General features: G+C 60.9%; 21 protein-coding genes. 4 read left to right on the top strand and 17 right to left on the bottom strand.

The window, feature by feature from the left end; genetic code table 11:
- The first annotated feature begins 90 nt into the window (after positions 1-90).
- Together B2D37_RS02150 and B2D37_RS02145 are read left to right on the top strand one after the other, a co-directional pair.
- Positions 91-1,494 (top strand): MBL fold metallo-hydrolase RNA specificity domain-containing protein, encoded by a 1,404-nt coding sequence (locus B2D37_RS02150; RefSeq protein ID WP_079201182.1) that lies wholly within the window; start codon positions 91-93, stop codon positions 1,492-1,494.
- A 381-nt stretch (positions 1,495-1,875) separates the two neighbouring features.
- Complete coding sequence (locus B2D37_RS02145) at positions 1,876-2,955, top strand: LOG family protein (RefSeq protein ID WP_079201181.1); 1,080 nt, start codon at positions 1,876-1,878, stop codon at positions 2,953-2,955.
- Between the two features lie 240 nt (positions 2,956-3,195).
- Here B2D37_RS02145 and recX read toward each other — a convergent pair whose 3' ends face one another.
- The 5 genes from recX to B2D37_RS02115 all read right to left on the bottom strand — a co-directional run bounded on the left by recX (position 3,196) and on the right by B2D37_RS02115 (position 7,613).
- Entirely contained in the window at positions 3,196-3,660 is a 465-nt protein-coding gene (gene recX / locus B2D37_RS02140; RefSeq protein WP_079201180.1) for a recombination regulator RecX, read from the bottom strand.
- A 10-nt stretch (positions 3,661-3,670) separates the two neighbouring features.
- The gene (recA, locus tag B2D37_RS02135; protein ID WP_079201179.1) at positions 3,671-4,708 is read right to left on the bottom strand and encodes a recombinase RecA; all 1,038 of its coding nucleotides are present in this window, start codon (positions 4,706-4,708) and stop codon (positions 3,671-3,673) included.
- Between the two features lie 90 nt (positions 4,709-4,798).
- Positions 4,799-5,311, bottom strand: a complete 513-nt coding sequence (locus B2D37_RS02130; RefSeq protein WP_079201178.1) for a CinA family protein — start codon at positions 5,309-5,311, stop codon at positions 4,799-4,801.
- Between the two features lie 619 nt (positions 5,312-5,930).
- Entirely contained in the window at positions 5,931-6,755 is an 825-nt protein-coding gene (locus B2D37_RS02125; protein ID WP_177345173.1) for a DUF2971 domain-containing protein, read from the bottom strand.
- A 438-nt stretch (positions 6,756-7,193) separates the two neighbouring features.
- Positions 7,194-7,613, bottom strand: coding sequence for a helix-turn-helix domain-containing protein (locus tag B2D37_RS02115; protein WP_079204872.1), 420 nt, complete (start codon positions 7,611-7,613; stop codon positions 7,194-7,196).
- A gap of 79 nt (positions 7,614-7,692) precedes the next feature.
- Between B2D37_RS02115 and B2D37_RS02110 the strand changes: the two genes are divergently transcribed.
- Complete coding sequence (locus B2D37_RS02110) at positions 7,693-8,208, top strand: DUF2938 domain-containing protein (protein ID WP_079201175.1); 516 nt, start codon at positions 7,693-7,695, stop codon at positions 8,206-8,208.
- 110 nt (positions 8,209-8,318) lie between these two features.
- On the opposite strand, the gene B2D37_RS02105 is transcribed toward B2D37_RS02110, so the two are convergent.
- The 5 genes from B2D37_RS02105 to lysC all read right to left on the bottom strand — a co-directional run bounded on the left by B2D37_RS02105 (position 8,319) and on the right by lysC (position 11,072).
- Positions 8,319-9,035 (bottom strand): HNH endonuclease, encoded by a 717-nt coding sequence (locus tag B2D37_RS02105; protein ID WP_079201174.1) that lies wholly within the window; start codon positions 9,033-9,035, stop codon positions 8,319-8,321.
- 229 nt (positions 9,036-9,264) lie between these two features.
- Positions 9,265-9,441, bottom strand: coding sequence for a hypothetical protein (locus B2D37_RS22990; protein ID WP_154067030.1), 177 nt, complete (start codon positions 9,439-9,441; stop codon positions 9,265-9,267).
- A 66-nt stretch (positions 9,442-9,507) separates the two neighbouring features.
- Positions 9,508-10,311, bottom strand: a complete 804-nt coding sequence (locus B2D37_RS02100) for a DNA adenine methylase (RefSeq protein ID WP_079201173.1) — start codon at positions 10,309-10,311, stop codon at positions 9,508-9,510.
- A gap of 199 nt (positions 10,312-10,510) precedes the next feature.
- A complete protein-coding gene (locus B2D37_RS24030; protein ID WP_079201172.1) occupies positions 10,511-10,756 on the bottom strand; it encodes a carbon storage regulator in 246 nt (81 codons plus the stop codon).
- A 49-nt stretch (positions 10,757-10,805) separates the two neighbouring features.
- On the bottom strand, positions 10,806-11,072 hold the full coding sequence (gene lysC / locus B2D37_RS24025) for an Rz1-like lysis system protein LysC (protein WP_218190361.1): 267 nt from the start codon (positions 11,070-11,072) through the stop codon (positions 10,806-10,808).
- A gap of 28 nt (positions 11,073-11,100) precedes the next feature.
- Between lysC and B2D37_RS24020 the strand changes: the two genes are divergently transcribed.
- Entirely contained in the window at positions 11,101-11,367 is a 267-nt protein-coding gene (locus B2D37_RS24020) for a hypothetical protein (protein WP_218190360.1), read from the top strand.
- A gap of 23 nt (positions 11,368-11,390) precedes the next feature.
- On the opposite strand, the gene B2D37_RS02085 is transcribed toward B2D37_RS24020, so the two are convergent.
- The 7 genes from B2D37_RS02085 to B2D37_RS23280 form a co-directional block, all read right to left on the bottom strand.
- Complete coding sequence (locus B2D37_RS02085; RefSeq protein WP_079201171.1) at positions 11,391-11,942, bottom strand: glycoside hydrolase family 19 protein; 552 nt, start codon at positions 11,940-11,942, stop codon at positions 11,391-11,393.
- Positions 11,943-12,002: 60 nt separating this feature from the next.
- Positions 12,003-12,275: a hypothetical protein gene (locus tag B2D37_RS02080; RefSeq protein WP_079201170.1), complete on the bottom strand. Its 273-nt coding sequence runs from the start codon at positions 12,273-12,275 to the stop codon at positions 12,003-12,005.
- Between the two features lie 198 nt (positions 12,276-12,473).
- Complete coding sequence (locus tag B2D37_RS02075; protein WP_079201169.1) at positions 12,474-12,710, bottom strand: hypothetical protein; 237 nt, start codon at positions 12,708-12,710, stop codon at positions 12,474-12,476.
- Positions 12,710-14,560, bottom strand: a complete 1,851-nt coding sequence (locus tag B2D37_RS02070) for a hypothetical protein (RefSeq protein ID WP_079201168.1) — start codon at positions 14,558-14,560, stop codon at positions 12,710-12,712. Before B2D37_RS02070 ends, B2D37_RS02075 begins: the two co-directional genes overlap by 1 nt.
- An 11-nt stretch (positions 14,561-14,571) precedes the next feature.
- Positions 14,572-16,212 (bottom strand): hypothetical protein, encoded by a 1,641-nt coding sequence (locus B2D37_RS02065; protein WP_079201167.1) that lies wholly within the window; start codon positions 16,210-16,212, stop codon positions 14,572-14,574.
- Complete coding sequence (locus tag B2D37_RS23285) at positions 16,212-17,759, bottom strand: hypothetical protein (protein WP_177345172.1); 1,548 nt, start codon at positions 17,757-17,759, stop codon at positions 16,212-16,214. Before B2D37_RS23285 ends, B2D37_RS02065 begins: the two co-directional genes overlap by 1 nt.
- Positions 17,760-17,768: 9 nt before the next feature.
- On the bottom strand, positions 17,769-19,778 hold the full coding sequence (locus tag B2D37_RS23280) for a hypothetical protein (RefSeq protein WP_177345171.1): 2,010 nt from the start codon (positions 19,776-19,778) through the stop codon (positions 17,769-17,771).
- Between the last annotated feature and the right edge of the window lie 14 nt (positions 19,779-19,792).

Raw genomic sequence — 19,792 nt, 5'->3', positions numbered from 1 at the left:
CCGAGCAGCCGGCACCCTGATCTGCATCAAGGCCAGCGACCATCATTCGCGGCACTCTGAGCTCATTCACCATCATCAAGGATTTCCGATATGGCTCTAATCAGCTTCCTTGGCGCCATCCAGCAAGTCACTGGTTCCTGCTACCTGATCGAAAGCCGCGACGGCGCCAAGGTGCTGCTTGAGTGCGGCATGCGCCAGGGCCGCCGCGAAGAGGACGAAGGCAATCGCGCACCCTTCGCTTTCGATCCGCTGAGCCTGGATGCGGTGGTGATTTCCCATGCCCATATCGACCATAGCGGCTTGCTACCCAAACTGGTCGGTGCCGGTTATCGCGGGCCGATCTTCGCCACCGACGCCAGTTGTGAACTGATGGAACTGATGCTGCTGGATGCGGCGCATATCCAGGAGAAAGATACCGAGTGGGAGAACAAGTGGCGTGCACGCAAGGGCAAGCCACCGCTCAACCCGCTGTATACCACCGAGGATGCCGAGCAGGCGCTCAAACAAAGGCGCCCACAGGCCTATGGCGAACCACTCGAAATAGCCAAGGGCGTGCAGGTAACCTTTCACGATGCCGGCCATATCCTTGGCTCGGCGATCGTCGAACTGCAGGTACAGGATCATCACCTGACCCGGCGCCTGGTGTTTTCCGGTGATCTCGGCAACACCTGCTCGCCCCTGATGCAACCACCGACCACGCTCGACCGCGCCGATCTGGTGCTACTCGAGTCCACCTATGGCGATCGCGATCACCGTAACAGCGACGACACCCTGGATGAACTGGCCGAGATCCTCCAGCAGGCCCATCGCGACGGCGGGAACGTACTGATCCCGGCCTTCGCCGTCGGCCGCACCCAGGACCTGATCTACTACCTCGGTCGTTTCTACCAGGAGGGTCGACTGCCGCAGCAGGTGGTGTTCCTCGACAGCCCCATGGCCATTCGCGCCAACACCATCTATTCGCGCTTTCAGCACCTGTTCGACCCGGACGATCATGCGGCCATTGCGCACAAGCCCGCCAGGCGCATCGAGGACTGGTTGCCGATCCTGCGCTGCACGCCGACCCCGGAAGAGTCCATGGCGATCAACCGGGTCAAAAGCGGCGCCATCATTATCGCCGGCAGTGGCATGTGTACCGGAGGGCGCATCGCCCACCATTTCAAGCACAACCTCTGGCGCGAAGATTGCCATGTGGTGTTCCCCGGTTTCCAGGCCAGAGGCACTCCGGGACGAGCCATAGTCGACGGTGCCAGCACGGTGAAAATGCTCCACCAGCGCATCGCAGTAAAAGCGCAGATCCACACCCTCGGCGGCTTCTCCGCCCATGCCGGGCAGTCGCAGTTGCTCGACTGGGTCAGTCATTTCGAGCATCACCCCGAACTGTATCTGGTGCATGGCGAACTGGAGAAGACGCAGGTGCTGCAGCAGGCCCTGCGCGAGCGCCTTAACTGGATTGCCAGCATCCCTGAGCCAGGCGAACAGATCGCCATCTGAGCCAGCGCGGGGACAACTGCAACAGGCCCCGCACCCGCCATCCCAAAGGACTGCAGTTGTCGCGCTACCGTCTTCGCCAGCAGGCGCCTGTCTGCATTGGCTGCGGCGAACGCCCGGTCGGCCCATACCGCCAAGCCCCGCAGCCCGGCCGTAGACGCAACCAAGGACCCGGGCCTCCTGCATCGCGCTGGCCAACCGGATCAAAATCCAGCGACAGCGACCCACCGATCTGTCGCTGACACCCACCCAGACTGGAGATTTTCTGCAACCTGATCAGGTATTTAGCGCTTCCAAAGCGCAAGCGCCAGCCATACTCTGAATATGACCGGAGCTTTCACGACAGCGAAACAATCCGGCCGGCATCCAGAACGGAGAAGTCGAATGCCTTACGAACCGGACGAGTACTTATCCCGCCACTTCCAGACCAGTGGCATCGACCTTGCCGACAAAGTCGACGAGCTGGTTACCTTGGTCGCCCCTGGCGACAGCCCGAACCTGCCACTGTATCGCGACATGCTGATCACGGTGATCCGCATGGCCCAGGCCGATCGCAATCGCTGGGACGCCAAGATCATGCTGCAAACCCTGCGTGAAATGGAGCATGCATTCAGCTCATTGGAGCAGTTCAAACGGCGGCGCAAAGTCACCGTATTCGGTTCGGCACGTACGCCGCCCGATCACCCGCTGTATGCCCTGGCTCGCGAGCTCGGCGCCACCCTGGCGCGGCACGACTTGATGGTGGTTACCGGTGCCGGCGGCGGCATCATGGCAGCCGCCCATGAAGGCGCCGGCCTGGAAAACAGCCTGGGCTTCAATATCACCCTGCCCTTTGAACAAGGGGCCAATGCCACTGTGCATGGCACCAGCAACCTGCTGTCGTTCCACTTCTTCTTCCTGCGCAAACTGTTCTTCGTCAAGGAGGCAGATGGTTTGGTGCTGTGCCCTGGCGGCTTCGGCACCCTGGATGAAGCACTCGAAGTACTGACCCTGATTCAAACCGGCAAGAGCCCACTGGTGCCCGTGGTACTGCTCGATCAACCGGGGGGTAGTTTCTGGAAAGATGCCATGGCCTTTATCGACAACCAGCTGGTGGGTAACCGCTATATCCTGCCCAGCGACCTGCATCTAGTGCGCCTGGCACACAGCGCCGCGGAGGCAGCCGATGAAATCGCGCAGTTCTATCGCAATTACCACTCCAGCCGCTGGCTCAAGGATCGCTATGTGATCCGCCTCAACCACGCGCTCAATGCAGCGGTCATGCAGCAGCTGAACCTCGAGTTCACCAGCCTGTGCAAAAGCGGTGGTTTTCAGCAGCAGGCTTATTGCGAGTCCGAGCAGGACGAACCGGAACTCTGCCATCTGACTCGCCTGGCCTTTGCATTCAATAGCCGCGACCACGGCCGCTTGCGCGAATTGCTGGATCTGATCAACCAGCCGCAGCACTGGGAACAGCCAAGCTGATTACGCTTGGCCAGCGAGGTCAGCTATTTGTGACGCGTATCGCCAGCCAACCGCTGCAGACAACCACCACCCAGTAACTGACAGCCTATTCGTAGATACCGTCTTGTCCCTCAGCGGGCAAGACGGTATCTACGAATCATCGCCCCCACGCAGTGCCTAGCCGGACTGCGCGTTTCAACACCTAAAGGGGACATAGCCAACAAAAAACCCGGAGCGCAGGCCCCGGGTTCAAAGGATGTTTCAGTCCAGATCGAGGCCGCGTAACAAGCGGCTGATCAGATCCAGTGGATAACCGCGATAACTGAGGAAGCGGCCCTGCTGGGCATGTTCACGAGCATCGCCCGGTAACTGGCCGGCAAACTTGCGGCGCCAGGTTTGCTCCAGTTGCTCGCACCAATCGATGCCGCTGTCGCACAGCGCCTGCTCGACAGCGGGCCGGGGCAAACCGCGCTGGATCAGCTCTTCACGAATGCGCAACGGCCCATAACCGGCGCGCGCACGATAGCCGACAAAGTTTTCCAGATAACGCGCTTCGGATAACAAGCCCTCTTGCGCCAGGCGCTCGAGGGCTGTGTCGATCAGTTCGGCTGGGGCGCCCCGTTGACGCAACTTACGGGTCAACTCGACGCGCCCATGCTCGCGACGCGCCAGTAGATCCATGGCCGCTCGGCGCACCGCGACGAGGTTATCCAGTACGACAGGCATGTTCTACGAGTCAGGCCTCGGCAGTGGCCAGAACGTCTGCGCTGGCCTTGGCCGGAGTGCTGGAAACCAGCAACTTCTCGCGGATCAGGCCCTCGATGGTGCGTGCCACTTCCGGGTTATCTTCCAGGTACTTGGCCGAATTGGCCTTGCCCTGACCGATCTTGCTGCCCTGATAGCTGTACCAGGCACCGGATTTCTCCAGCAGGCCGTGTTGCACCCCGAGGTCGATAACCTCGCCATTGCGGTAGATGCCCTTGCCATAGAGGATCTGGAACTCAGCCTGACGGAACGGCGGCGCCACCTTGTTTTTCACGACCTTGACCCGGGTTTCGCTGCCCACCACTTCGTCACCCTCTTTCACCGCACCGGTGCGGCGAATGTCCAGGCGTACCGAGGCGTAGAACTTCAGCGCGTTGCCGCCGGTGGTGGTTTCCGGAGAACCGAACATCACCCCGATCTTCATGCGGATCTGGTTGATGAAGATCACCAGGCAGTTGGCGTTCTTGATGTTGCCGGTTATCTTGCGCAGTGCCTGGGACATCAGGCGAGCCTGCAAGCCCACGTGCATGTCGCCCATTTCGCCTTCGATTTCCGCTTTCGGCACCAGGGCCGCCACGGAGTCGATGACGATCACGTCGACGGCATTGGAGCGCACCAGCATGTCGGTGATTTCCAGCGCCTGCTCGCCGGTATCCGGTTGCGATACCAACAGGTCATCGACATTCACGCCCAGCTTGCCGGCATATTCGGGATCCAGAGCATGCTCGGCATCGACGAAGGCACAGGTGGCACCGAGCTTCTGCGCTTCGGCGATCACCGACAGGGTCAGGGTGGTTTTACCGGAAGACTCGGGGCCGTAGATCTCGACGATCCGGCCTCTCGGCAGACCGCCGATACCCAGAGCGATATCCAGACCGAGCGAGCCGGTGGAAATGGCCGGAATCGACTGGCGCTCATGATCGCCCATGCGCATGACCGCGCCCTTGCCAAATTGCTTTTCGATCTGGCCCAAGGCTGCCGCCAAGGCGCGCTTCTTATTCTCGTCCATTGAAGTCCTCACGTAATAAAGAAGGGCCTGCTAGCGGCCACTAACAACTGTATAAGTAGACAGTATTATTCCACAGGGCAAGTCCCTCGCCTACCCTGCATTTGGATTTTCTTGCGCAATCACGCGCAGCAGCCCCTCCAGAGCGGCCTCGACCGTTTGTCGGCGAACTTCGGCGCGGTCGCCAGCGAACTGCCGGCGGGCGCTGAACAGCCGCTCGCCATCACCCCAGGCCAACCACACGGTGCCCACCGGCTTCTCCGCCGAGCCGCCATCCGGCCCAGCCACCCCGCTGACCGCCACCGCATAACGCGCCCCGCTCTGCGCCTGGGCGCCACGCACCATGGCCTCGACCACCTCGCGACTGACCGCCCCAACGGCGGCGAACAACGCCTCGGGCACCCTCAACTGCTTGCGCTTCTGTCCATTGGAATAGGTAACATAACCAGCCTCGAACCAGGCCGAACTGCCGGGAATTCGGGTAATCGCCTCGGCGATACCGCCGCCGGTACAAGACTCCGCGGCACTCACCTGCCCGCCTTGCGCCTGCAATCGCTGACCCAATTCGGCGGCCAGCCGGGTCAGGCGTTGATCATTCACAGTCATCTGCACTCCGGGGTTAAAGCCAGCCAGGGGGATACCGTACACTAGGCGCTTTTGCGATTCAGCCGGACAGTTAAAACGATGAGCCAAAGCGATCTTAGTTCTCACACGCCCATTGTGAGGCAGTAGCGACAGAAAATACGCGAAAGCCCCGCACAGCAAGGGCTTGAAGGCTATAAGCAACAGGCACTAATACACGATAGGCGGCATAGAGTGGCATGAGGTGGCGTATGATTTACCCCAATTTTGCCCCATATATTTCAGACATAAAAAGCCCGCTGCAGCAGGTAACCCTGCCGCGCCAGACCTTGTTGGTAGAGAGCGACTCAGAGCGGTCGTTGGCCAAAGGCAGAAACCGGCCGAGGTTGTGTAAAAACGTTTTCGAGCCGGCTCGAGGGTCTGAATCGGAACAAAAAACGCGCTCCTACGCAAATTTCAGGTCTGCTGACTGAACAAGCTGCGGCAGATTTTAAGTCGCAACGCAGACTTCAAAACGGCGCCAGCGTTTTTACACAGCCTGGGCCAAAAGCGGTCATCGAATGACTACATAACCAGTGGCGATTTAAGTGGCATTACCCACCCGGCTAGCCGGGACATGTCCTCTCGATGGAAGGGTTAGGTTTCATTTCTTGGTGCGAACTTGAATTGCGCTTTTCTTCAGCGTGGCAGCGGGCGCGTATACGCTGAGAAGTGCCTTCACAGCCAGTTCCTGACCGGCGGTTACGCACGGCCCCAGGAGAACCTCCATGCTCTGAAGACACTGAGGGTCAAGAGGGGCAAATACGGCAGTCTCTCGAACTGGAAATGCTATGAGATCAAGTGCCGGATGAGAGGCTGGGCGTGGCTCGCTAAGTATGGCTTCTGAGAACGACGCCAGGATTTTGTATCGCCACTCCTCTTCAAACGCCCAATATAAGTTTTTGACCATTCCCAAGTCATGAAGCTGCACTGTCCAGCGGTCGCCTTCATCAACTAGACAGGGGCCATTGCGGTAGCTCTTGTCATCGGTGTAGTAAATTTTGTTCGGCCCGGTGATGGAGTAAGACCTGATTCCGTGCCCACCGTTCTCTCGGTTAATGTTGATCTCGCCGTCTATTCGCTGCATTGCACCGCCCTTTTCGAAGATTATGGGCTTGTGGCGGCCAGAGAATGGATTGTTCGGTAATGCGATTCTTAGGCCTTGCATATCCGGTGTGTACATTCGCCACATGGCCAGTGACTCTCGTTCTTGAGCAGTCCAGCAGGATGCGAAGACCAGCGTCGAGGCTCCACCAAGATCGCAGGAGGAAGCTTCTTCAGGATCGTTCACAGCGTCAAGGCGGCTGAACCGAAGTGTTCTATTTGCAAGGATGAGTGCAAGAGTGTCGATGGATGTGTAGTGGTAGAGAACGTCGGGGAGTGCTGTGATTCCCATTACGTCCCACATGAAGTCGTCGGTGTAGAACATATGAAACCTAACCATAAGTAGACGACACAAGAAGGGTAATATTTTCGCCTGCTTGTGTCTGATAACGTTCCTTGTCCATGGATAACTCCTTCACCAGCTTGCAAGGCGCGATGGAAACGCGACTTGAGGCAGGGAGAAAAAGCGACATGGCCTGCAAGGAGATTACGAAGTCGTTAGCAGCGTGTCCATGGCCTGTTTTTGGCAGGTCACTGCTGCTCGTGACGAGGTATTAGCCATGTTCACTATGGGGGCCGCTTCTGGCCGATTTTTGCCTGTCGCCACCGGCAGCTTTGGGTCGACTTCGGCCCTTCGTGACTGGCAGCTGTCGACCCATTGCAGTCAGTCGGATCAAAAGATGGCGCAGAGGATATGGTCGTTTTTTGGTTGAAGGCAGTCAGTCGCCAATGACCGCAATCGACCCAATATAGGTAGTCCGTTTCACGATCTATATCTGCGTCCTGCCCTGCTCCCCGTCCCAATAGCGTTCAGCATTTTCTGAAACGTCGAGCATTCGATATGACGGGGAGCAGGGCAGGACGCAGCACGACGAAGCTCGTCGCGTATGGCACTGAGGCGCTCGATGGTGCGATCCAGTTCGTCAGCCTTTTCTGTAAGCCGCTTGTGATCAATGGCAGGCTGACCGTCCGCGTCCAGCATGGCGGCGATATCGTCCAATGAAAACTCCGCAGATTGCCCGAGCGCGATCATTGACAGCTGCTGGAGTACATCCGCACGAAATACGCGGCTCAGGCCACGACGACCTATCGAGCTGATAAGACCTTTTTCTTCGTAGTAGCGCAGGGTTGAAGACGGCAGACCGGAACGCCGTACCACTTCACCGATATCCATCTCTTTCATGCTTGACCTCAAGTCGACTTGAACTTGCAAACTGCCGGGATCAAACCGCCCAAACAGGCTGAAGGCAAGGGGAAATACCATGGAAGTAGGTGAGACGGTACTGCGCATTCTGTTTGTTGGAATGGGGGCCACGCTGATCATGGACGTATCGGCTTTTATTCAAGCGCGGGTATTTGGCTTGGCGTCGCTTGACTATGGGCTCGTCGGTCGTTGGTTGGGCCACATGTTACAAGGGCGGTTTCGTCACGCCTCGATTGTGACTGCGCCCCGTGTCAGGAATGAACGCCTGGTTGGCTGGGTGTTCCATTACATCACTGGCTGTCTCTTCGCGATGGTGCTCTTCGGTGGCCAAGGGCTTGCCTGGATCTGCAACCCCTCTCTGATGCCCGCGCTGGTGACTGGCTTGATCAGTGTGATTGCACCTTTCTTCATCATGCAGCCCGCGTTCGGTTTCGGCATCGCCGCTTCGAGGACAGCGGCACCGAACGTGGCAAGGCGCAGAAGCGTCATTGCGCATCTGACGTTCGGAATCGGGCTCTTTGGGGCTGGGTGGCTGATGATGCTGCTCTTTCCTGCGCCGCTGTGCCTTGGGTGAGCGCCAGTGGGATAGCGGTGGCGCTCAGGGTGCGGTCGTAAGCCCTGAATGTCTGCTCCTGGCCGAAACCGGTCGACTGCGACCGGCAACGGTCAAGCCTAAGCAGGCGGTCACATGAAAAGCTGCGTCTTGGCCTCTTCGATTGAAAGCCAATGCCTCCTATTGGCGATTGCCCGGTGAAGCAAGCGATGACAGTTTGCACACAGTAAAGCCATGTCCTTGACCTTAGTTTTTGTTTCACCAATCACGCTGAGCGGAATGACGTGGTGACACTCAAACATTGATTCTCTAATGGCTGGATCAACTTTGCCTCCATCTGTGGCACAGAGGTCGCACACCAGTCCATCACTTTTAAGGCGCAGCGCGATTACCTCTTTACGGACCTTCCTGCTACGCTCACGCCGAATATGCACTTTGGTCGCAGACTTACCTTCAGAGAACTCTTCCTCGTCATCAGGCAGTGGAAGATCATCGACGATCTCTATGCTCTGACGAATAAGCTTGCTCAACTCATGAGTCCGCGCACGATCATCACCAAATTCTTCCCACACTTCGCGGTCCGTCTTAGAGGTATTTGTAAGCCCTCCTCCGGTAGCAACACTGCGAAGATTTTGTAATTTGAATGCCACGCCGTCGGGATTTCTAAAGGACTCCTGGCGCGCTGCTTGGCTGTGGTGCGGGAACGCTCTTAGCACGCGAGATAGTTCGCGAACTCTATCATCGGTCGGGCCTGGAGTCTGACCTCCGCAGGCATGGTAGAGATCAAGCGCAAGTATCACCTCGTCGCGCGTCCAATTAGGGTTCCCGTGTCCTTTAGTAACCGCCATTCATTGCCTTCCCTTCGTTGGATTATTGGGTCGCCACTAATTTCGCCGAGCCTTTTGAAGGTCGTTTTTTGGATGGCTACACTCTATCAGCAGTGGCTGCTCTTGGCCGGCACCAACTACCTGCCTGTTGCCTAAAGCAGCTATGGGCCAAGAGCAGCGGTTCGGTTTGTATATGCATCAAAAAGGCCCGATACCGCAGGCAACGCCTACAGTGCCGGGCCTTTTGTATTTAGGGCTTCAGCCGCCAAGCCTCCGCAGCGTTGGCAAACCCTACCCACTTCCCATCTCGATCCATCCCGCGCCCCGCCATCAGCTGCGCAGCGATCGCTTGAGTGTCGGCCTCCCCTTTCGCCATCGCGATTAGCAGTTCAGTCGGCAGGGGCTGGAGGTGTTCGTCCAGGTTCATTGTGCTTGTCCTTGATTGATTTGGCTGGCACCAGTAACGCTCTGGTGCCATGGCATAGCAAGCGGATCAGCAGCCATCAAACAGACCGCCCAGCGCCGCCGGCACCCAGTTCATGATCACCAGCTCGCCAGTTACCTCGGCTTGGCCTTGCCGCTGGTTTGTGGTGCTGTAGCGGATGTCGAGCTGCTCAAAGTGGAAGCCATCGAACGCCCGGCGAATGTCTGGATGGTCGTTGATGCTGACCATCACCTTGCCTTTGCAGCGGCGCATGAAGTCTGCCATGCGCTCATAGTTCTCAAACGGGAAGTCCACGCCATAGCCCGCTGTCTGCCAGTACGGCGGATCCATGTAGTGGAATGTATGGGCGCGGTCGTAGCGCTCTGCACAATCCAGCCAGGGCAGGTTCTCCACGTAGGTACCGGCCAGGCGCTGCCAGGCAGCAGACAGATTTTCTTCGATGCGCATCAGGTTGATGGCTGGACCGGTGGTGGCGGTACCGAACGACTGGCCGCTGACCTTGCCGCCGAACGCGTGGTGTTGCAGGTAGAAAAACCGCGCCGCACGCTGGATATCGGTCAGGGTTTCCGGGCGGGTGATCTTCTGCCACTCGAATAGCTGGCGGCTGGACAGCGCCCACTTGAACTGGCGCACGAACTCCTCGAGGTGGTTCTGCACCACCCGGTACAGCGACACCAGATCGCCGTTGATATCGTTCAACACCTCGACGGGAGCAGGCTGGGGACGCATGAAGAACAGCGCGGCGCCGCCGGCGAACACTTCGACGTAGCACTCATGCGGCGGGAATAACGGGATAAGACGGTCGGCCAGGCGGCGTTTGCCGCCCATCCACGGGATGATTGGGCTGGTCATAGGATGCAAACCTTTACTGTATAAATAAACAGGTGCTAGGCTCTGCCCCGCTTCGTGCACGGAGTGAGGAGCCTTGGCTTGGCTTGCAGGAATGGCTGCGGGTCGAGCGGCCGGTCTGGGTGGTGGAACACCTGAACCGGCCGCTTCTTTTGTGCGGGGATGAATGACTGAAGCGAGGTTATGAGGGCGAAGCGATAAACTAGATGCTGGCCAGCGGATTCGAGGCTTTACGCCTTGCTCGATCAACCAGCAGCTCCGATCGCACGATAGAAATCTCGCGAGGGGCATCGATTGAGAACCGGGCATTCCCCCCATCAACCTCGTACACGCTCAGGGTTATGCCATCTCGCATAAGCAGCTGCAGTACCTTTTCAGGGTCAGCGGCTGGATCGAGAGTTAGCACTACGGATTGTCCAGCACGGCGAGTGAGCACTAAATGAGACATTGTTTTCCTTCCCTGGATTGATATCCCTGGCAAGCATAGGACAGATTTCCTAAGGCGGCGCCTGCACCCGCTGCCGCTCGATGCACTTAAGCACCTGCGCTGCACAGCTCAGCAACGCGCCTTCTGATTCGTCCAGCGCTTGGCGCCAGTGGTCATTGATCAGCAGCTGCGGCCGAGCTGGCAGGTAGCACGGCACCAGGGTGCACGGCTGGTGATGCAATGTAGGCGCCGGGGTCGGTGGTTTCGGGGCGGGCGTAGAGCAGGCCGAGAGCAGCAGGCACAGGCTGAGCCAGGTAATCAACGATGGTTTGGTCATTGCGTTTCAGCTCCTCGAGGGCGCGGGCGTGGGTCGTGGTGTTTTTATCGATGCGCTGGCCGAGCTGCTGCATGCTCAGCTCAACCGCGGCCAGGCGCTCGAACTGGCCCTGTTGCGCCTCCAGCACACGTGCCTGCAGGGCAGTCAGCTCGCGTTCGCTGACGAGATCCTGCTCGGCCCGGGTGGCTCGTTCGGTTTGCAGATCCAGGCGCGGGCTGATCACCCACCAGGTGGCGCCGACTGTGCCGGCGACCAGAGACGCCAGCAGTGCGCTGACAACCCAGAGGCGCAGTGAACCGGAGATAAGGTCAGTGATGCTCATACCAGCACCTCCCTCGCCCGCGCCCATAGCTCCCGGCGCTCCTTCATGCCATTCACCCCGCCATTGATCTTGCGGGTGATATCAGTGAACCGCCCCTGATCAGCCAGGGTGTTCAATTCCTTGACCCACCAGAACCACCCCGCCGACTGGGCGGCCCACTCGGGCTGCTCGAGCAGCTCAGGCGTGCGCAACAACCGCTCGTCACTGAACAGCGCCAGGCTGCACTTGAGGTAGTTGTAGCGGCCGGTGACTTGGATCAGGCCGCGCCCGCGATAGAGCTGGCCGTCGCCATCGGCCTCGGGCGTGTTGCCCAGCCGCACGGCCAATGGACCGGTGTCGTACTTTGCCAGGTAGGCACTACCGCCCAGTTCGCGGGTGAACTGGAGCTGGCCGGACTCATGCCCAACCTGCGCCAGGAAAGCCGCCATGCGCTTGGGTCGGTCGAACTGCCAGCGCTTGGCGGCGGCGTTGATTGCAGGTACAAAAACGCCCGCGTATTTGCGGGCGTTGGGCATGATGTGGAGCAGCTGCTGCTCGGTTATGTCCATGTTATCTCCGGGAATAAAAAAACCCGCCGGAGCGGGTTTTGGTTAACTGGTAATTTCTGGCTAAGTCATCGAGTGCAAGTGCACTACCTCCACTAAATCATGGCGCACGTGTTGCGTATCCTCTGTCAGTTCGCCGATCAATTTCCATTGATGATCAATCTCCTTACTCACAGCTTCCAGCCGGGCAATCATCCGCTTGCCTGCACCGCACACAGCAGGGTCGGGGCTGCGTATCAAATCAAAGGACAGGGCAGTCATCGACGCGGTTAAGTGCGTCAGGCTGCGAGAGGTGAGCGTAAGAAGCTCCGTTAACTGCTGCTCTTTATGAGTCATGACGGCGTTCCTTTGCCGGGGTCAAAAGGGATGAGGCGCAACAAACCACAGCGATGCATAGATGCTGATCAGAAGTAGCGAAAAAACGAGAATGAGCTTGTTCATTGATCACGAATCCATTCGTAGAGAGGGGACGCCTCCAGGCGCAGCCGGAAGGCTAGCACTTTGCGTGATCTGTGTCACAAGCTCAGACTCCCACTAAACCTCCACGTCATACTGCGGCAGGCTCGGCGCCTGCCCGGTAATCTGGCCGTCGATGATGAAGGCCTTCAGGCCCACCGCCACGTCGACGCCGCGCGCCGATATCTGTACGCCGTTGCGTAGCTCGATGATGCTGCTACCGGTGGCGGTGCTGATGCTGATCACCTCCCCCACCGACCGGCTGCCGCCGGGCAGCAGGCTGATGAAGCGCTTCCATGGGTTTACCGTGGCCATCAGGCACCTCCAGCGTGGTGGCGTTCCAGGCGTAGCACTTGGCTGACGCGGCTGGCACCGATGCCTTCGGCGCTGATGTCGACGCCCAGGCACAGGCCGCGCCAGGTGTCGCCGGGGTCGCGGATTTCGCAGAGCATGCCAGGTTCGACCAGCCCGGGCGCGCTGCCCACCGGGAACAACGGGATGGTGCGGCTGGCGATTTCCTGATTGCCGCCCTTGCTGATCTCGCAGATGCCGCGCGCGCGGGCTGCGTCGGTGGCGGTGATCAGGTCATCGAACACATCCGGCGCCGGGGCGTTGCCGGCGGTTCCGGTGCGGCGCACATCTACTGCCACGCCGTGGCTGGTACCGCTGACGTAGACGCTGTCCCACTCGGGCTGGGGCGTCCATTCGCCGCTGGCGTCGGTGATTATCTCGGCCGGGATGATGCGGTCCATGATCGCGCTGCTCCACCACCACACCGCCTCGCGGTAGCACGGCAGCACAGTGAGCGAGTCGCCCTCGCGCGCGGGCAGCACAAATGCACCCGCCGCCTCGGCCACCCGGGCGATGACCTGCATGGCCGTTTGATCCTGGTAGCTGAGGGCACCGGCCGGGATGGTCCAGTCGGGTGGACCGATGCCGGTGGCGTCCCAGTTGATGGTGAAGCCGGTGAACAGCAACTGATCCTCGGCCGCCTGCCGCGCGTTGATGTCCACCGCGTTGACCGCGCTGCGCTTGGGCGCGTAGGGCTCAGCCAGCAACTGGCTGCGGCTACTACCGCTGATGCTGAAGCGCTCGGCCGGGAACTTGGCGTTGCTGCTGTAGCGCTCCACCAGGAAGGTCCAGGCCCAGCCGTTGATGGTCAGCTCCAAGGTTTTCGGGCCGCTGGCATCCGGGCGAACCAGATTGAGCGAGGTGCGGCCGAACAGATCGGCGCTGAATTTCCAGCTGAAGCTGTCCCGGTCCAGGCTGGCCTTGATGCTGGTGGCATCCACGGGCGTGCGGTCGGGCAGCAGCACCAGGCTGACGCTGTTGGCGATCATGTAGGTCTCCAATATGTCGGGTTCCACCGCCGGTTCGACGATGATCACCGGGCCGTTGTAGTCGGGATAGGTAATGCCGGTCGGCCGTGCATCGGCCGACGTGCCCCATCCCCACGGCAGCGAGCGGCCCCAGTCGATTTGCAACGGCGTGCCGTGGCGGATGCCCACCCGCTGGTCGCGCGGCTGGGTCGGGCGCTCGCGCAGACTGCGACCGAGGCGGAAGTACACCGGCGGGTTGCGTGCCGGCAGGTAGCGGGTGCCGTTGAAGCGGAACGCCAGCGGCTGCGCGCCGGGGCGGTACGGCGGCAACTGCTCGACGTACACCCATTCGGGGCCGTAGCGGTCGGTGTCACGGTGGCGGCTGCCGAGTTGCACGTCCGCCGGGATGCCAACCTGCCAACTCAAGCGCAGGTTGATCTGGTCGAGCGGAATCGCCGGGCGCCAAGCGTCGGCGGTACCGAGGTCGCGCACGCCAGGCGTTGACCAAGGCACCGCCTGAGCTGCGGCGGACAGCGGCCGCGCCTCCGTCCAACCCTCGCCCTGGCCGCTGTCGGTCGGCGCACCTACGCCCCAGGCAGAACCCATGACCGCATCCTGCACGGGAGCCTGCTGGTGGCTCAACACAACCGTTGCTTCGCGCGGCGGTACCGAGCGGAATGTCGCTCGCGTTGCGGCATCGAACGCGCCGCCCCCCGACCATCCAGCACGCGCGGCGATGCACAGGCGTGGCGGCTCGGGGTAGATCACATCGACATGGCGCGCCTGCAGCACAAACACCAACGGCACCGGCGGCTGGTAAGGCCCGGTGAGGCGAAATCTCTGCATGGGTTGGTGCTCTATTCGACGAGGGTCATCTTCAGCGGGCCGTGGCCCACCGGCTGGTAGTACGGCCGGGCCTTGGCAGTGGCGCCGCCAATGGCGCCCTCGGTGCCGTCGCCGGCATCGGCCCACCAGGTAGGCTCGGTCGCGCCGGAGTTGCCGGCCGTAACGACCTCGTAGACGTAGCCGTTGTTGACGGTAGGGCGAATCCTGGAGCCCACTTCCAGCTCAATGCCGGGCTGCCAGACAAAACCAGGAAAGTCGGCGGCGAAAGCGAAGATATCGCCGCCACCGTAGACCTCAGTATTAACCCGAAACTCTCCTACCGCGTTGGAGTAGGCACTGCCCATGGCCACGTAGCCGGTGGCACGCTTTTCGAACACCAGCACTTCGGCATTGATCAACGCACGGACGGTGCCGAGCATGGGGTGGATTTCTTCAACCACGCCATCCAAATAGGCTGGGTCGCCGTCGATCACAGGCCCGCCACCACCCCCACCAGAGCTAACCGTGTCCAAGGTAATGATCTGCTGAGGGCCTGCGGACAGCAGCGATGTGTGGTCGCTATAGGCTTCGCGGTAGACCGGTACCGGCGTGAGAGTGACCCCATTGACGGTGACGGGCGCGCCTCCAAATGAGGTGCTGGTAAGTCCTATCATCTGACCTGCCGAGCCCGCCACGTACTTGTAGCCAGTGCCGGAAAACGGCGGCAGGTAGCCAACCCCCGCGCTGACGTAGCCGCCTTCCTGCAACTGGCTGAGCGCGTGCGTTTCGCTGGCCACTAACCTCAATGTTGTCCAGCGCTGGATTCTCAGATTGAGTTCTATCGCGCCGTCCTCTCCCGTTTCCCCGAGGTAGTTGAATGCGCCCTGCGACTCCCAGAACAGAGGACGCTTCTTGACCACGCCGTCAACCAGCGAAGACACCGACAGGGCCAGGACATCAGCAAAGTAGGGTCTTGGGTACCCCTCTGAGGAAAAGAACCAAGCCGCCATGGTGTAGTCATGGCCGGTGCCAGTGAACGCATCAAGCTGCGCCACCGTAGGCACCACGGAAATTTTGTTGTACCAGGTACCTGTTGATGTGGCGAAACGCACGACGTCAGCGGACGTGGTTTCGCCGCTGTCCGTCCCGTAGAAATCAAGGAAATAGTTATATGAGGCGCTGAGCGAGACGCCCATGATAAAGACACGTCGATTAACTTTTGGCTCAAGTGTTATGTGTCCTGCGGCGTAGGTTGCGAAGTAGCTCCGATATGCGCCGCCATGAGTTATTCGGATAATGCAATCGGTAAACCAAGTGCTTCTGATCAGAACAAGATCGTTGTAGTAATTAGAGGGGTTGCCGTAGATGCTGCAATAGATATCGCCATTGCGCAGCATCAGCCCAAAAATCAGCGGATGGCCAGTGGTTATGTTGCTACAGAAGAACGATGCCTTGTAGCCACACATATCAATGACTTTGCAGGTCGACGTGTAGTATTGCAGGCTTGTGCCGTAGGGGGTTCCTTGCGGCAAGCTCGCTGAGAGGTCTCCAGTCGCCTTGTAGTAGCCGTTATAGGCATAGGCGATTGCCGTCACAACGGACAAGAACTCCGAGTTAGTGGTAATCAGCCATGGGGCTTCTTTGGTACCCGATCCCGCCAGTCCAAAAGGCATCAGTCTGCATCCCCTCTAACCTGAATCTGAAAGGTGTCGTCCTCAACCGTGCCCTGCCCCGCCAGCACGGTGCGGCAGATCCACAGCGGTCCGAGGCATGAGTCGGTGTTGAAACGAATCGCGTTGCCCGCCGCCCAGCCGCTGCCCCAACCCGCCGCCGCGATGGTGAAGTACGGCGCGCCGTTGGCCGGGTTGATCGGTGCGCAATCCGCCCCGATGCTGCCGGTGGCGATGATGCCGAGCTGCTGCTCGACCACCTGAAAGGTGCTGCTGCTGGTGAACACCAACGCCCACTTGCCGGCGATGCTGCCCTTGTTGGTGACGATCGGCGGGTAGTTGAGCTGGTCGTACTGGGCGGTAGTGCTGTCGCCGATGCGTGAGTCCGACCAGTTTGGGCTGCCGCTGCTCCAGGTCTTTTGCGCGAACCACTTGTACAGCCGCGCTTGCAGGTCACCCCAGGCCACGGCACTGGAAACCTTCGCCACCGCCGGCGGCAGGTCCCACGGCAGTGGGCTGTTGATGCCGAGCACGCCGCTGATCTGCACCTCGGTGCAGACCGTCATGTGTTCCACCCGATCCAGCGCTTTGAGCGGCGGTACCAGTGGCACGCCCAAGGCATCGTTGAGCACCAACGGGTCGGCGAAGGTCACGCGGCCAAGCAGCTTGTCGACCGTGTAGGCCTGCGAGTCGAGCGCCACGCCGCTGCCATCGAGCACTTCGATGCCGGCCTGGTGATCGCGCGCCAGGCTGACTACTTGGCCGGGGGTCGGCGTGTCGAGGTTGGTTTCGGCGGTGTGGTGGATGACCAGCACCTCGCCTTCACGATAGATCGGCACGCGGCCATCGGCCGGCAGGCGCACCGGGTCCAGGCCGATCAGATCGGCATTGAGCGGCAGCGATGTGTACAGCACGGTGTTGTAGCGCAGCAGCAGCGGGACCACCGGGATCTCGCTGTTGCCACTGTTGTCAGCCGGGTTGCTGGTAAAGCGCACACGGATGATGCCAGTGGCAATATCGACCGTGCCAAATACCACCGGGCCGGCGAAGTTGCCGTTGTTGTCGGCGGTGGCCACAACAACACCGGCCGTGTCGGCGCGCACCACGGTGAGTTGCAGGCTGGCCGGACGCAGCGGTGCGCCGGGGGTGCGCCAGGTGGCGCCAGTGATGGCGAAGCCGCTGTTGGTGGTCAGGCAGCCCAACAGGCTGATGTTGGCACTGGCCCCGGCCGGGTAGCTGTTGAGCCGCGCCTCGCCGGCGGCATAGTCAACGGTGCCCACCGCCACACCGGCGTTGGTTTGGCTGCTGATGTTTTTGTAGAGCACGCCGTCGCGGTCGACGTAGGTTTCACCGCCCCAGGAGAGGATGAGCGAACCCGGCAGAATGGGTTCCTCGACAGCAGGCAGCAGGTCGAAGGTCAGTTCGGGCGCGGCCTGGCTGTCGGTTTGCGCGCCGTAGCTGGTACCGGCCGGCTGGGCGCGCATCACCAGGGTGCCGCCGAACTGTTCCTGCAGGGTGGTGGCAGTGCTGATCAGTTTGATATCGGACATGCGGGCCTCTTAGCCGGAGATCGCCCAGTCGAGACGACTGTCGTTCTGGTAGGTGTATTCGACGTATTCGTAACTGCTGCGCACGCGCAGGGTGAACACGCCGGTGTTGTAGTCGACGGTTCCGACGTAGCCGACCCAGCCACCGGCGCCATCGTCACGGGCGGTTTTCTCGACGGTGTAAGTCGAGTCATAGCTGCTCTGGTTTTTCACCGAGGGCACGGCTTTCTTGCGCACTACCGACCAGCTTGCCTGCACCGAGCCGGGCTGCAGCGGCGCGCCAGGGATGGTGCCGTTGACGGTGCCCGCGCTGTCCGGTGCGGGATTGAGCACGGTGTCGCCTACCGCACCTTGCTGGTAGCTGTACTGAATCGCGCTGCCCGCATCCGGCGTGCTGGTCAGCTCCATATCCAGCTCACCGGTGGCGTAGCCGATGATGCCGCTGGCTTCGCCGGTGAGCGTGCCCGTGCCGTTGTCAGTGATGGTCTTGCTGACGCCGCCGACCAGGTAGGTGGCCGTCAGGCTGCCAGGCTGGATGCCGTCGTGGGGCAGGCGGTGCCGGATGCGTACCTTGGCCGGGATGCCCGCGCCGGTGCGCTGGGTAAACTCCGCATCGTTCTGCGACACGTAGCTGTAGATCAGCGCCGAGCCGACATCGGGCAGCGCATTGAGGGTGAACGACACGCTGCCAGTACCGAAGGCGATGGTGCCGCTGCCCTCGCCCGTCAACTCGCCGTCGCCGGGGTCGCGAATCTCCTGCCATTTGCCGAGGGCCATGTAGCTGATGGACAAAGTACCAGGCTTGGGCTTGGCCAGTGCCAGGGCGAGGGTGTAGGCGAAGCCGCGGTTGGCCAGATCAATGACAATCTCGCCGGTGACGGTCGGGCCGGTGACGCCAGTGGCCGGGGTGTAGGTGACGCTGGCCGCGCCGGTGAATGCCGTGCTGCGGTAGGCGTCGAGCTGGCCGGTTTGGTAGTCCACGGTGATCTTGGTGAAGCTGGCACTGCCGCTGACCGGGCGGAACTCGCCCTTGCCGTCATCGGCGTATACGCCGGCGCTGATGTTGAGGCTGATGCTACCCGGCAACGCGCCGGTACCGAGAAAGCTGCGCGACTGGCCGGCGGTGACCGAGGCAAACGTCAGCGCTGGCGAGCGCGCTGCGCCGGCAGCGATCATCTGCCGGCGGCTGTAACCGCCGAGCTGGTCGATCAACGGGGTTTCCTTGGTGTTGCTCGGCACCAGGGAGGCATACACCGACGCCACCTTGACGCTCAGGTCGCCCTGGGCAACGGCAGCGGCCAGCGGGCTGATACCGAAGTAGCGCGCGGCATCGGCCACCTGTGTGCCGAGTACGCTGGCTTTGGTCGAGCCAGCGCCGTTGGTCGAACTGGTGCCGCCGGGCGTTACCGAGCCGCCTGGGTAGGTTTGCAGCAGCGCCGCGCTGATGCCCAGGTTTAGGCGGCGGCGCGGCAGGGTCAGGTAGCTGCCGCTGCCGTACTCGTAGATGAAGTTCTCGACGATGGCCTCGACCTTGGTGATGCGCACGTATTGATTGTTGCTGCCGCTAACCAGCTGATAGACCTCGCCGATTTCCGGCACCCGGTGCTCCTCGCGCTGCACGCAGGTGAGCGCACGCTGGCCGGAGAGCTGGTTGCCGAGCAGCTCGAACTGCGCAGCGGTACCGGGCACCACGTAGTTCTCGATGCTGTTGCGGGCGGCCAGGCGTTCGTCGGTCTGGCTGCCGGTATTGAACAGCACCACGCTCACGCGCGGGTCGGTCGGGCCTTGGGTGAGGATGGCGTGGGCGCCGAGGTAGGCGTCGGCGTTTTCCGCCACCACGCCGGCATAGGCCTTGCGCAGGGCGATGCGGCCTAGGGTGCGGTCGAGGCGCGAGATGTCCGGAAACAGGTTGTTTTCCTGGCCGTCTTCCACGGCAACACCCGTGGCACGGCCGCCACCGTCGTCTTCGTCGGTGAGGCGTTGGGCTTTGAGCAGTTTTACGTCGAGGACGCTGATGGTCATGCCGATCTCCGGGC

Origin of the sequence: Pseudomonas sp. CC6-YY-74 (genome assembly GCF_002025205.1) — a bacterium.
GTDB classification, from domain to species: Bacteria; Pseudomonadota; Gammaproteobacteria; order Pseudomonadales; family Pseudomonadaceae; genus Aquipseudomonas; species Aquipseudomonas paeninsulae.
This window is presented reverse-complemented; position numbering and strand designations above follow the sequence as displayed.